The organism is Clostridium sp. (genome assembly GCF_017888565.1).
GTDB lineage: Bacteria > Bacillota > Clostridia > Clostridiales > Clostridiaceae > Clostridium.
The window spans coordinates 1-14,015 of the sequence record NZ_JAGHFX010000018.1 but is presented as its reverse complement, the minus strand read 5'-3'; the positions used below and the strand labels follow the sequence as shown (position 1 = coordinate 14,015).

General features: G+C 28.8%; 17 protein-coding genes. 2 read left to right on the top strand and 15 right to left on the bottom strand.

Going from position 1 to position 14,015, the window contains the following annotated elements; translation table 11 throughout:
• Positions 1–3: 3 nt before the first annotated feature.
• The 14 genes from J7M87_RS03250 to J7M87_RS03185 form a co-directional block, all read right to left on the bottom strand.
• On the bottom strand, positions 4–543 hold the full coding sequence (locus J7M87_RS03250) for a F0F1 ATP synthase subunit delta (RefSeq protein ID WP_291648608.1): 540 nt from the start codon (positions 541–543) through the stop codon (positions 4–6).
• On the bottom strand, positions 543–1,025 hold the full coding sequence (locus J7M87_RS03245) for a F0F1 ATP synthase subunit B (RefSeq protein WP_291648869.1): 483 nt from the start codon (positions 1,023–1,025) through the stop codon (positions 543–545). The genes J7M87_RS03250 and J7M87_RS03245 overlap by 1 nt, the downstream gene beginning before the upstream one ends.
• A gap of 39 nt (positions 1,026–1,064) precedes the next feature.
• On the bottom strand, positions 1,065–1,295 hold the full coding sequence (gene atpE / locus J7M87_RS03240) for an ATP synthase F0 subunit C (protein WP_008676605.1): 231 nt from the start codon (positions 1,293–1,295) through the stop codon (positions 1,065–1,067).
• 74 nt (positions 1,296–1,369) lie between these two features.
• The gene (locus tag J7M87_RS03235) at positions 1,370–2,068 is read right to left on the bottom strand and encodes a F0F1 ATP synthase subunit A (RefSeq protein WP_291648603.1); all 699 of its coding nucleotides are present in this window, start codon (positions 2,066–2,068) and stop codon (positions 1,370–1,372) included.
• Positions 2,069–2,431 (bottom strand): ATP synthase subunit I, encoded by a 363-nt coding sequence (locus J7M87_RS03230; protein WP_291648602.1) that lies wholly within the window; start codon positions 2,429–2,431, stop codon positions 2,069–2,071. It lies immediately after the preceding gene.
• 640 nt (positions 2,432–3,071) lie between these two features.
• Positions 3,072–4,253: an acetyl-CoA C-acetyltransferase gene (locus J7M87_RS03225; protein WP_291648601.1), complete on the bottom strand. Its 1,182-nt coding sequence runs from the start codon at positions 4,251–4,253 to the stop codon at positions 3,072–3,074.
• A 116-nt stretch (positions 4,254–4,369) separates the two neighbouring features.
• On the bottom strand, positions 4,370–5,521 hold the full coding sequence (gene wecB, locus J7M87_RS03220; protein WP_291648599.1) for a UDP-N-acetylglucosamine 2-epimerase (non-hydrolyzing): 1,152 nt from the start codon (positions 5,519–5,521) through the stop codon (positions 4,370–4,372).
• Between the two features lie 228 nt (positions 5,522–5,749).
• Positions 5,750–6,379 (bottom strand): uracil phosphoribosyltransferase, encoded by a 630-nt coding sequence (upp, locus tag J7M87_RS03215; RefSeq protein ID WP_142691549.1) that lies wholly within the window; start codon positions 6,377–6,379, stop codon positions 5,750–5,752.
• 32 nt (positions 6,380–6,411) lie between these two features.
• The gene (gene rpiB / locus J7M87_RS03210; RefSeq protein ID WP_291648593.1) at positions 6,412–6,861 is read right to left on the bottom strand and encodes a ribose 5-phosphate isomerase B; all 450 of its coding nucleotides are present in this window, start codon (positions 6,859–6,861) and stop codon (positions 6,412–6,414) included.
• A 75-nt stretch (positions 6,862–6,936) separates the two neighbouring features.
• Entirely contained in the window at positions 6,937–7,986 is a 1,050-nt protein-coding gene (locus J7M87_RS03205; protein ID WP_291648591.1) for an L-threonylcarbamoyladenylate synthase, read from the bottom strand.
• 20 nt (positions 7,987–8,006) lie between these two features.
• Positions 8,007–8,594, bottom strand: a complete 588-nt coding sequence (locus tag J7M87_RS03200) for a hypothetical protein (RefSeq protein WP_291648589.1) — start codon at positions 8,592–8,594, stop codon at positions 8,007–8,009.
• Between the two features lie 50 nt (positions 8,595–8,644).
• Positions 8,645–9,730 carry a peptide chain release factor 1 gene (gene prfA / locus J7M87_RS03195; protein WP_291648587.1) on the bottom strand — a complete coding sequence of 362 codons (1,086 nt, stop codon included), beginning with the start codon at positions 9,728–9,730 and terminating at the stop codon, positions 8,645–8,647.
• Positions 9,731–9,793: 63 nt separating this feature from the next.
• On the bottom strand, positions 9,794–11,557 hold the full coding sequence (prmC, locus tag J7M87_RS03190; RefSeq protein ID WP_291648585.1) for a peptide chain release factor N(5)-glutamine methyltransferase: 1,764 nt from the start codon (positions 11,555–11,557) through the stop codon (positions 9,794–9,796).
• A 17-nt stretch (positions 11,558–11,574) separates the two neighbouring features.
• Complete coding sequence (locus tag J7M87_RS03185; RefSeq protein WP_291648583.1) at positions 11,575–12,162, bottom strand: thymidine kinase; 588 nt, start codon at positions 12,160–12,162, stop codon at positions 11,575–11,577.
• Between the two features lie 152 nt (positions 12,163–12,314).
• Between J7M87_RS03185 and rpmE the strand changes: the two genes are divergently transcribed.
• Both rpmE and J7M87_RS03175 read left to right on the top strand, forming a co-directional pair.
• The gene (gene rpmE, locus J7M87_RS03180) at positions 12,315–12,521 is read left to right on the top strand and encodes a 50S ribosomal protein L31 (RefSeq protein WP_008676589.1); all 207 of its coding nucleotides are present in this window, start codon (positions 12,315–12,317) and stop codon (positions 12,519–12,521) included.
• 247 nt (positions 12,522–12,768) lie between these two features.
• Entirely contained in the window at positions 12,769–13,869 is a 1,101-nt protein-coding gene (locus tag J7M87_RS03175; RefSeq protein ID WP_291648581.1) for a glycosyltransferase, read from the top strand.
• A gap of 61 nt (positions 13,870–13,930) precedes the next feature.
• On the opposite strand, the gene J7M87_RS03170 is transcribed toward J7M87_RS03175, so the two are convergent.
• The coding region (locus tag J7M87_RS03170) for an IS3 family transposase (protein ID WP_291648866.1) at positions 13,931–14,015 on the bottom strand (85 nt) is incomplete at its 5' end.

Sequence of the window (14,015 nt, the reverse complement as noted above, 5' to 3'; positions counted from 1 at the left end):
CCTCTATTCTGTTCTAAGCATTAAATCTCTTAGTTCATCTAATTTAGATTTAACCGTTCCATCTATAACATCATTATTAACTCTTACATATATTCCCCCAAGAATACTTTCATCAATGACTTGTTCTAATATAATTTGCTTATTATATTTTTCTTCTAATGTTTTTATTAACTTATTGAATTCTTCTTCAGTTAAAGGAAGCGTCGTTTTTACAATTCCATTTAGAGTGTTTTTTCGCTCTAAATCAATTTTCTCCATTTCATTAAGCTTTTCCTTTAAATAAAGTATTCTATCTTTTTCTATAAGAATTAATAAAAATGATAATAATTCCTCATCTATATGTCCTTTAAAAATATTTATAAAAGTTCTCTTTTTCTTTTTAGTACTAATTTGAGGGTGCTTAATTACTTCGTAGAATTCCTTATTTGTTTCTATAAGGTTACAAATTTCTCTTAAATCTTGTAGATACTGTTGAACTTTCCCTTTTTGTTCAGCTACTTCATATAGAGCTAATGCATATCTTCGGTCTAAATATTCATACATTATGAATTACCTACCTTAGTAATAAATTCTCCAATTAACTCTCTATTCTTTTCTTCATCTATATTTTTTTCTATAACCTTTTTAGAAAGTTCAATAGCTAAATCTATAGCTTCCTTCTTTAATTGATACTCTACTTTTTCTTTTTCTCTATTTATTTCAACTTTAGCTCTTTCTAAGATAATTTTAGCTTCCTGATTAGCTTCTTCAACTATTTCATCATATATCTTTTCAGCTTTTTGCTTATGTCTTTCTGTAATTAACTTCCCTTCTTCTCTAGCACTTTTTAATACTCTTTCATTTTCTATAGCCAGCATTCTAGCCTTTTCAGCTTCTTCTTCAGCATTGTCTAATTGTTCATTTATAAGATTTTCCCTTTCATCAATAATAGCCTTAACTTTATCGAAAAAGAAATACTTTAGAACTGCAAAAAGAATAATAAAATTAATTATAGTGGCTATAAGGGTACTAGGGTTTATTTCCATTAACATATACTATTGCCTCCCTTCTGGAGCCCTAAGACACTATTTTACTCCAACGAAAATTAAAAGGATTGATACTAATAAACCGTAAATTGCAGTTGCTTCTGCGAAAGCTGATCCAAGCATTAATGCAGTAGTTATCTTACCACTTGCTTCTGGTTGTCTTGATATTCCTTCTACAGCCTTAGCTGTTGCATTTCCTATTCCAATTGCAGCTCCTATACCTACTAATACAGCTATTGCTGCTCCTAATGCTCTCATTGATATTTCCATAATAAAATCCTCCTTTAAGATAAAACAAAATAATAATTATATAATTGATAAATTAATATAATACTTAATTAAATTTAATGTTCTGTATGTCCTGAATGTTCTGCTATCATTTTAATATTTATCATGGTTAACATTACAAAAATTACTGTTTGAATACCACCATCAAAAATATCAAAATATGCATGTAAAGGCACAGGTATTCCTATTTGAGCTATAAATCCTATATGATGTAGTGCTTCATAACACAACTCTACTAAGAATGTAGCTGCAAGTATATTACCAAATAATCTTAGTGCTAATGATACAGGAAGCATTATTCTTTCTAATATATTTATTGGTGTAATTATAGCTAGAGGGAACGTATATCCTCCAAAATAACTTTTCAAACCATACTTTCGAATCGTATAAAACTGTACCATATAAAAAGTTATTAAAGCTAATGCTACTGTTACACTAAAGTTCTTGGTAGGTACAGGTAATCCTATCAGTCCAGTAAAATTCATAAATAATAAAAATACTGCTAAACTACCTATAAAAGGAATAATGTCTAAAAATTCCTCTCCCATATTTGCTGTAACTACATTTTTTAACATAGTGTATATAGATTCCACTACAGCTTGTTTTTTATTAGGTCTAAGCTTCATATTCCTTGTCGCCCATATAGCGATAAGTGCTATTAATACAATAGTTATCCACTGCATTACCACTTCAGGAACTATTTCAATTTTAATGGGTCCAATAGCGTAAGACCATATAGGTTCTAGTGGTTCCACCTAATCACTCCCTTTCCCTGTTCTTATCGAATATAATACAATAAAAATAAAATGTGATAAATATCCTATAAGATATGCCATTAGTTGTATTAAGTTATTTAAAAATGGCAATGCTATAATAATGATAGTAGTTATTCTTATAATATAACTAAAAGCTAATAATATTTTTTTATTATTATTTAAAGAATATTCTAAAATTAAGCCACTACTTATTGTATTTAATAATGATATCATTAAACCTAATAAAAAAATAAGCGCCACTTTTAAATTAATCAGAATGGATACTATAAGTACAAAAATGAATCCTGCTATTAAATCATATTTTACCAACTTAAATATTAACTTATTCATTTCTCTACTCATTTTATCCTCACCCCTAACTAACTCTTGTTATTATAGTACTCTGAAAACATTAATGAAAATCTTATTTTTATTCATTTAACTCATTTAATCTTTATATTTGATGATTTAATGAGTTTATTCCTATTTTACTTAAGTAACTTCACTTTTATTTCTATTTTCTTCATATATAGTAATATTAAAGGAATGTTATTCAATTTTCAGAATTTTTCCAATATTCTTTATATAGATTTTTGCTACTGATATCATTTTCATACGAATTTTTTTATATTTTATTTCCATAATATGTATTTCAAAATAGTCTTTAGAAGCTTTTAGAAGCTTTTAGGATAATTAATTATATATTATTATTTTAAAAAATGAATAAACATTTATTTGATTATTCATTTTTTTATTTTGTTCTTTTTTTTTTAGTTTTTTATAGACTTTTATAATCTGCATCTTTTTATTCAAAATAACCATTTTATAAGTTTTTAATAATCTCATTTTCAACTCACTTCACCATTAAATGAGTTTCTAATTAATATATCTATTTTATTTATTATTTCTTCTCATATACTATTATTATCTATTACTATTTTAATAATTCATATAAATATAAAAACTCTCGATGCTATATCAAGAGTTTTTATATTTATATGAATTATTTTCTTTCAACTATAAGTGCTGTTCCCATTCCTCCACCTATACATAAAGTTGCTAAACCTTTTTTAGCATCTCTCTTTTGCATTTCGTGAAGTAATGTAACTAATATTCTAGCACCAGATGCTCCAACTGGATGACCTAAAGCTATGGCTCCTCCATTTACATTAACTTTACTCATGTCAAAGTTTAAATCTTTTGCAACAGCTAAGCTTTGAGCTGCAAATGCTTCATTAGCTTCTATTAAATCTAAATCCTCTACTTTAAGATTTGCTACTTCTAAAGCTTTTTTAGTAGCATGGAACGGACCATATCCCATTATTGATGGGTCTAATCCTCTTTGCCCATAAGAAACTATTTTTGCTAATGGAGTTATTCCTAATTCTTCTGCTTTCTCTGCACTCATTACTACAAATGCTGCTGCACCGTCATTTATCCCTGAAGCATTAGCAGCTGTTACAGTACCATCTTTTATAAATGCAGGTCTTAATTTAGTCATTCCTTCAATTGTAGCTCCAAATCTTGGGTATTCATCAGTATCAAATACTTTTGGTTCACCTTTTCTTTGAGGTATAGCTACTGGAACTATTTCATCTTTAAATCTGCCTGACTTAATTGCCGTTTCAGCTTTCAATTGAGAGTTAAGTGCAAATTCATCTTGCTCCTCTCTTGATAAATTCCATTCTTTAGCTATATTTTCTGCTGTTACGCCCATATGGTAATTATTAAATGCATCCCATAAAGCATCATTAATCATGGAATCTACCATTTTTCCATCACCCATTCTTTGGCCCCATCTTGATGTTTTTAACAAATAAGGAGCTTGAGACATATTTTCCATTCCACCAGCAACTACTACATCAGCGTCTCCAGCTTTTATCATTTGAGCTGCTAAAGCAACTGTTCTTAATCCTGAACCACATACCTTATTTATTGTCATAGCTGGAACTTCTACTGGTAATCCAGCCTTTACCGCAGCTTGTCTTGCAACATTTTGTCCAAGTCCAGCTTGAATTACATTTCCCATTACCACTTCTTCTACTAATTCACCTTTTATACCTGCTTTAGTTACTGCTTCCCTTATTACTATTGCACCTAAATCTGCTGCTGATACATCTTTTAAAGCTCCGCCAAATGAACCAATGGCAGTTCTTACTGCACTTGCAATTACAACTTCTCTCATAATCCACATCTCCTCCATAAATCGTTAGAATTGTCTAATTTGTTAAACAATTAACACAATTTAATTATACCACTTTATTCCTTTTAATCAACAGCAAAACTTTATCTTTTTTATATTTATATTAGGAATTCCTCTATTTTCATTGTTCTTATATTAAAATAATTTTCTATTATATCCGCAATTCTTTTTGATGCTAGCCCATCACCATAAGGATTGGCCGCCTTACTCATCTTTATATAAGCATCTTTGTTATTTATTAGATTATTAGCCTCTAACACTATCTTATCTATATCAGTTCCAACCAATTTTACTGTACCATATTCAACAGCCTCTGGTCTTTCTGTAACATCTCTAAGAACTAATACTGGCTTTCCTAGATGTGGGGCTTCTTCTTGTAATCCACCTGAATCTGTCATTACCATAAAACATTTACTCATCAAATTATGTGTTTCTTGAGTATCTAATGGAGGTAATAAATGTACTCTATCTTTATTTCCTAATTTATTATATACAACATCTTTTACTACTGGATTTAAATGAACTAGATATATAAGTTCAACATCTTCATTTTCATCTACTATTTTATTTAAAGATTCGCAAATATTCTCTATTCCTTCTCCCCAGTTTTCTCTTCTATGTGCTGTTATCATTATTACTTTTTTATTTTTAAAATCTATTTTATTTAATATATCATTCTCAAATATATAATCTTCCTTAACAGTATGAAGCATTGCATCTATAACTGTATTACCTGTTATGTAAATATCTGCTTCATTTACACCTTCTCTTAAAAGGTTTGATTTTGAACTTTTAGTGGGCGCAAAATGTAAATCAGTTAAAGCCCCTGTAAGCTTTCTATTCATTTCTTCCGGAAACGGAAAATACTTATCGAAGGTTCTGAGTCCTGCTTCCACATGACCAACTTTTATTTGTTGATAAAAAGCTGCAAGAGCTCCTGAAAATGTAGTCGTAGTATCCCCATGAACTAAAACCATATCTGGTTTTTCTTGCAAAAATATTTCCTCTAAGCCTTCTAAAACTCTATTAGTTATTCCAGTTAGAGTTTGCTTACTCTTCATTATATTTAAGTCAAAATCAGGTTCTATATCAAAATAGTCTAAAACTTGATCTAGCATTTCTCTATGTTGAGCTGTTACACAAACTTTTGAATCAATTCCTTCTCTTTTTTCTAATTCCTTTACTAAAGGAGCCATTTTTATTGCCTCAGGCCTAGTACCAAATATAGTTATTATTTTCTTCTTATCCATTTTAGGTTCCTCCTAATTAAAATTAAAAATAAATTTTCCACTACTATATAATTTAATATTTCTATTTATTTAAGGCTTTATTCTAATTAACTCTACATTCCTTATAAGTGACATGTTTATCTAATTATACACTTTTAAATATAAATAAACAAATAATACTATATCTTATATGATAATTAATAAATTAATAAAGAGTAGCTTATATTTAAGCTACTCTTTATTAATTTATTATTTAGTTCCAAATAATCTATCTCCTGCGTCACCAAGTCCAGGAACTATGTATCCATGTTCATTTAACTTTTCATCTATTCCTGCAACATATATATCTACATCAGGATGAGCCTTCTGAACAAATTCAACACCTTCTGGAGAACTTATTAAGCACATAAGTCTTAAATTTTTTGCTCCTCTTTTCTTTAACATAGTTATAGCATCTGCTGCTGATCCACCTGTAGCTAACATTGGATCTACTACTATTACGTCTCTTTCTGCTATATCTTGAGGTAGCTTACAGAAGTATTCTACTGGTTGAAGAGTTTCTTCATCTCTATATAGTCCTACATGACCAACTTTAGCTGCTGGTATAAGCTTAAGCATACCATCTACCATACCAAGTCCTGCTCTTAATATAGGTACTATAGCTACTTTCTTACCTGATAACATCTTACATTTTGTTTTACAAATTGGAGTTTCTATTTCTACTTCCTCAGTGCTTAAATCCCTAGTTACTTCATAAGCCATAAGCATTGAAACCTCTTCTACTAATTCTCTAAAATCCTTTGAACCTGTTTCCTTATTTCTTATGAAAGCTAATTTATGTAATATTAATGGGTGATCTATTTGTGTTACTTTGCTCATTTATATTCCTCCTACAGCACTTTTAATTTTTATTATTTATAATATTTTTTCTCTATCTCTGTTATTTTATCAATTCTATTTTGGTGTCTTTCACCTTGAAACTCAGTATTTAAAAATGTTTTTACTATATCTAATGCTAACCCTGGTCCTACTACTCTTTGACCAAGAGTTAATATATTTGCATCATTATGTTCTCTTGTTGCATGAGCACTAAAAGTATCAGAACACAATGCTGCCCTAACTCCTGGAACCTTATTTGCTGCAATGCCTATACCTATACCTGTTCCACATATTAAAATTCCAAAATCAAACTCTTTTGCCACTACTGCTTCTGCCACTGGTAATGCATAATCAGGATAATCACATGATTCAGTAGAGTTAGTACCAAAATCTTTTACTTCATATCCTTCTATTGCAAGATATTTTTTTATTTCTTCCTTTAATTCAACTCCACCATGATCTGAACCTACTGCTATCTTCATAAGAATGTACCTCCTAACCATTATAATGATAAATTTATATAATAAAAAAGGAAAGGTGCCCCCTTCCCTCCCTAATTATACTTCTACTATATCAAAGCCTGCGGCTTTATTTAATCTATTCATTATAGCAAGACCTACACCCTTTTCATCAAAGGCTTGACATAATATAATGTCAACATTTAAATCATCACATTCTCTAAGTGATTCAAATAAATTTCTTGCTACATCATATAGATTTTTTTCACTTCCTAAAGAAATCACTTTACCTTTATTAAAAGAACTACACAATTCATCTGTTGATAGTATCGCAACCTCTTTTTGATTTTCTATATAATTTTGTACTATTTCATTAATTTTTTCAATAGTTTTTTGCTTATTTCCCTTTATTATTTTTAATTTGGCCTTTGGAGCATAATGTCTATACTTCATCCCCGGTGCTTTAGGCTTCAAGTTTTCATCAGGTTTTCCTTGTATTGCTTTATCTATTTTTATATCCATACAAACCTCTTGTAGCATTTCTAAAGTTACTCCACCAGGTCTTAAAACCATAGGAGGATTAACTGTACAATCCACTATTGTTGACTCAACACCTACATTACTTCTTTCTCCTCCAAGGATATAATCTATTCTTCCACTTAAATCCTCAATGCAACGTTCCACTTCAGTTGGACTAGGCCTTCCTGATATATTTGCTGATGGCGCTGCAATCGGACATCCAGATAATTCTATAAGCTTTAATGCTATTTTATCGTTTGGCATTCTTATACCTATTGTATCTAAATTTGCACTAGTCCTATTTGGAATTACTTCCTTTTTATTTAGAATTATGGTCAAAGGACCTGGCCAAAATCTATTCATAAGTTTTTGTGCTACCTCTGGAACATCTTTAACTAAGTTAGTTATATCTTTCGAAGAAACATGTACTATTAAAGGATTATCTTGTGGTCTACCTTTTGCGTTAAATATTTTTTCTACCGCCTCATCATTTAACGCATTAGCGCCTAAACCATATACTGTTTCTGTCGGAAATGCAACAACTCCTCCATTATATATAATGTCAGCTGCTTCCTTTAAATATTCAATATCTTTATTAATATCTTTTATAATAGCTACCTTTGTTTCCAAAAGTTCTACCTTCTTTCTCTTTATATTTCTATCTGCTCTCTTGCTATTTTTATATTTTCTATAGCTGAAGATGTATAAGATGCCCTAACACAATTTTTATATATCTCATCTAATAAATTATATTTCTTTAAAGCACCTTTTTTTATAACTTGAAAATAGTAATTTTCTTCTGGATTTATTTTTTTTACTTTTAAGTATTCTTCTGATGCTTCTGGATATCTCTTAATGAAGGCTTTTGTTACAGGCTTTAAATATTTATTTCTAAATCTAACAGTCGATATTAATATAATATCCATTTCTTCCTTTGTTTTATCAGTATGTACAACTGCTACCTTATCACATATAATAACTGATTCTTTTGAAAATAATCCACTTTTAAATTTTAATTTATTATTATTACAATAAAATCTTAACCTATGATAATTCAATTTATTTATACACGATATTATTATTAATCCCTCTATAAGCGCTAAATAAGCCCATAAAAACATATTCTTATTTTGTGCCAATAAAGCTACTAAAGGAAGTATTGTAAATAGCATGAACATTAATATAAAGAAGTTCCTTTTATGATTTTTTTCTTTTTTTAATGCTTTGTTTATTTTCATTCTTCCCACCTACTTTAAAAGCCCCACATTATAAAATGTAAGGCTTTTTATTAAATAGCGTCTGTATTACCCATTTTTTTCATTTTTTCAGCTTGATCAGCTGTAATTAATGCATTAATCACTTCTTCTATATCACCATTTAAATATGACTCTAACTTATAAAGTGTTAACCCAATTCTATGATCAGTAACTCTTCCTTGAGGATAGTTATAAGTTCTTATTCTTTCACTTCTATCCCCTGAACCTACTTGACTCTTTCTATCTTCTGCTATACCAGCATTTCTTTCAGCTTCTGCCGCTTCATATAATCTAGATCTTAAAACCTTCATAGCTTTTTCTTTATTCTTTAACTGTGATTTTTCATCTTGACAGGCAACAACAACTCCAGTTGGTATATGTGTTATTCTTACAGCTGAGTCAGTTGTATTAACACATTGTCCTCCATTACCAGAAGATCTATAAACATCTATTCTTAAATCTTTTTCGTTTATTTCTATTTCTACATCATCAACTTCTGGCAGAACAGCTACTGTTGCTGTAGATGTATGAATTCTACCACTTGATTCTGTATCTGGGACTCTTTGTACTCTATGTACACCACTTTCATATTTTAGCTTAGAATATGCTCCTGATCCCTTAATCATAAATACTACTTCTTTGAATCCACCAATATCAGTTTCATTAGCACTCATTAATTCAACTGACCATCTTTGTGTCTCTGCATATCTTGTATACATTCTAAATAAATTTGCTGCAAATAGAGCGGCTTCATCTCCACCTGCACCACCTCTTATTTCTACAAAAACGTTCTTATCATCATTTGGATCCTTAGGTAATAAAAGTATTTGAATATGCTTTTCTAACTCTTCTTCTCTCGCTGTTAAGTCTGAGATTTCTTCTGAAAGCATTTCTCTCATTTCCCTATCGCTTTCTTCTGCTAACATTTCTTTGTTAGCTGCTAAATCATCTATAACTGTTCTATATTCTCTATATGCAGTAACTATGACTTCTAAATCAGCATGCTCCTTACATAGCTTTCTCCATTCATTTTGGTTAGCCATTATTGAAGGATCTGATATCTTTACAGATAATTCATCATATTTATTTTCTATAAAAGCCAATTTATCTAATAACATAAATATCACTCCGTACTATATTTTTTAATATCTCCCTATTATATCACAAGAGATAGAAATTTATCAATATTTAAAGTATCCCAGCACAACTCTGTCTAATCCTGCCAAGTCCTTTACCAATTTTATATTGTAAAACCCAACTTCTCTCATCAAATCACTAACCTCTTCTCCCTGATCATAACCAATTTCAAAAGCTAGTATCCCTCCATTATTTAGTGTGATTTTGCTTTCTTCGATTATTCTTTTATAAAATAATAATCCATCATCACCACCATCTAGTGCTGTATGAGGCTCATATTTTTTCACATCATCCATTAAATTACTTATTTCATCAGCTTTAATATATGGAGGATTTGAAACTATTATATCATACTTCTTTCCTTGACTTATTGGCTCCTTTAATAAATCACTTTTAATAAATTTAACTCTATCCTCTAATCCATGCTTTATAATATTTTTTTTAGTTATTTTTTCTGGAATCTCATAAAGATCTATTTCTTCTACATTTATTTTTTTTCTATAACTTGCAAGAGATATTCCAATTGCTCCGCTTCCAGAACATAAATCACAAACATTTAGTTCATCTTCTTCACTTATGATAGATAATAATTCTTCTACTAATACCTCTGTATCACCTCTTGGAATTAGGACCCCTTCTTCTACATTAAAATCTAATCCCATAAACTCTGTTTCACCTAAAATATACTTGATAGGCATTTTATTTTTTCTTTTCTCTACTAAACCCAAATATTCCTTTTCATCTTTTAAAGAAACATTCTTATCCCTATTTGTTATTATATACAATTTATCCTTTGCTAAAACATTACCTAACAATAACTGTGAATCTAAAATATAAGTATCTATATTCTCTTCTTTTAATTCCTTAGATGCTTTATCTAATAATTCACCTATTGTTTTTTCTTTAGGTTTAAGTCCTTCTGCCTTCATAAGAGCTGCAATAGCTACTTCTATTTGATCATCATCTGGTTCCTTTGTTGTAAGCTCTTGAAGTTTTAATCCTGGATATGCTATTATCTTCGCTAATTTATTATCATTTTTTCCAAGCCACTTAATTAACTCATATGTTATTCCTGATACAACTGGAATTAATAGCACTCTAAGTATTAACCTTTCAAGAAATCCCCCCCATCCAGTAAAGCTAAATATTAATATACTAACAAACATAATTAAAAATAAAAAGTTTGTTCCACACCTTGGATGAAATCTACTAAATTTTTTTACATTCTCTACTGTTAATTCTTCTTCTGACTCATAGCAAAAAATTGATTTATGTTCAGCTCCGTGGTACTGAAATACCCTATAAATATCATCCATTTTACTTATAGAATACATATAAACAAGTAAAATCGTAATTCTAATTACCGCTTCTATTAAATTTAAAGCTATAGCTGGTAAATTTAAATAACTAAACAGTGATGCAATTGCTGTAGGTAATGCTACGAACAATCCTACAGCAATAGCAAATGATAATATCATAGTTGCTCCAATTATTAAATCATTACTTCTTTCACCAAATTTATTTTTTAGCCAAATTTCAAATTTTGATTCACTTTCATCCTCATCTTCAAAAAATGATGCTGAATAATTTAATGTATTAATTCCAGTAATAAGCGAATCTAAAAGCACAAATATCCCTCTAATAAATGGAATATTTAAAAATTTATATTTTTTAGTTATAGGTACTATTTTTTTAAATTCTATTTTTATTTCTTTATTTGGAGTTCTAACTGCTGTAGCCTGTCCTTTACTCCCCCTCATCATAACTCCTTCAATAACTGCTTGGCCTCCAACTTCACATTTTCTCATTTTACCACTCTTTCTATTTATAAATTATTTTTATATTTAAAATAGCAGTGTCCACATAAAGACTCATATTCAACATTATCTACATTATCTATTGCAATCTGTTCTCCTTCAAAAACAAATCTATCGTTGATTTTTCTTCCATTTAACACAGCTTTTCTTCCACACTTACATATAGTTTTCATTTCTTCTATACTATGAGCAAGTAATAATAATCTTGTACTTCCTTCAAACCCTTGCATTTTAAAATCAGTTCTTAATCCATAACATATTACTGGTATATCTAATACAACTGCTATCTCAAATAATTGATCTATTTGTTTTAATTTTAAAAACTGAGCTTCATCAACTAATATACAATCTATATTTTTATTTTTTTCTCTATACTCTTGAACTTTTTCTAATATATTATCTTGATCATAAATAACTAAATCTACTTTTCTTTCAACACCTAATCTTGAAACTAGTCTTTCCCCACCCTTTTTATCTGTGAAAGGTTTTATTAATGCAACATTCATACCTCTTTCTTCATAGTTATAAGCAACCTGCATAAGATGTGTTGATTTTCCTGAATTCATAGCTCCATATCTAAAATATAATTTACTCATTTTATTTCTCCTTTTTCATTAGATATATTTAAATTATAGCATCTTATATAATAACTAATCAAAGATATTTTTATTATGTAATCTCCTTGACTCAATAAAACACCTATGATATACTCAAATGGTTATTTAAGTAGTTGAAAGAGGTGAAAAATATGAGAGAAGGCATACATCCAAAATACAACCACGAAGCTGTAGTTAAGTGTGCATGTGGAAATACTTTTACAACTGGTTCAGTTAAAGATGAACTAAAAGTAGAAATATGCTCTAAATGCCACCCATTCTTCACTGGTAAACAAAAAATTATTGATGTTGGCGGAAGAGTTGACAAATTCAATAAGAGATTTAATCTTAACAAATAGGAAATTCTGGGAAAGACATAGTCTTTCCCATTTTTTCTTTTATTTCTTAATTTTATCTTAGAATTTTATTTTTTTATGTTTTACATAGATTTTTATAATATAATATAATGGTAATTATATTTAAATAATTTTCTTAATTTTAATATATACAGATATATCAGATTATTTATTTTTATGGAACTACTATATAATTATACTATTACCTTAATTATATTATGTTATTTAGAAAAGTGAGTGTTATTTAATCATGAAAAAAATTTTAATATTAACAACTTCTACAGGGGAAGGTCATAATCAGGCTGCAAGTTCAATATCTAGTTCATTTGAAAACTCTGGATATGAAGTTATACGCCATGATTTTTTAAGAAATAATAGTAAAATATTAACTAAATTATTTATTAGTGGATATGAAATATCAGCATCTTTTTTTCCAAAAACTTATGGATTTGCATATAAACTTACTGATACAGGTTTTACAAATAGGCTTTTATCTTTAGTTTTTTGCTTTACTAAAAGAAAGATCTCTAAACTAATTAATTCAATTAGTCCAGATATAATATTAGTTACGCATCCATTTGCAGTAAATATAATGGGATCTCTTAAAAGAAAAGGCTTAAATAAACCTGTAATAGTTATAGTAACTGATTTTAAAGCTCATTCTACATACATAGATAAAAATATAGACGCTTATATCACTGCAAGTGATAATACAAAAGAGGATTTAGCTAAAAGAGGCATAGATTCTAAAAGGATATTTACTTTTGGAATTCCTGTTAAAGATGAGTTTTTAGAGAATAAGTCCGATATAAAAGCAACTAAAACCGATAACTATTTCAATATTTTGTTGATGAGTGGTAGCATGGGATTAAAAAACATTTCTTATGTTTTAAAAGAATTATTGAATAACTCAAATAAGCTTAGAATAACAGTTGTATGTGGGAAAAATGAAAATTTAAAGGAAGATTTACTTAAGGAATATAAATATTCAATTAAAGATAAAAAACTTCATATATTAGGTTTTTCAAGAGATGTTGATTCTTTAATGGAATATTCAGATTTAATAATAAGTAAACCTGGTGGTCTTACAGTTACTGAAGCAATAACTAAAAATTTACCTTTATTAATTCCATTTGCCATTCCAGGTCAGGAAACGCAAAATGTAGAATTTTTAACCTCAAATGGATATGCTTTATATATAGATAATCTTTTAGAATTAAACTTAGCAATAGATAATTTAATTTCTAATCCAAAGGAATTAGAAAAAATGCGCTGCAAACTATCTAAATTATCTTCTTGTTATTCCAAGCAAAAAATAGTAAGTTTAGCTGATAAATTAATATTTAAATAAAAAATGTGTATGGGATAGTACTAAACTGGTCCCTATGTCAAGGACATTTTAAAAAAGAGAGTTAGGAAGCTAAGAGCTGATTTCTGTATTGAACAGGAGTCAGCTTTTTTAAGTTCCACTGACAACGGTCATTATTATAATAATCA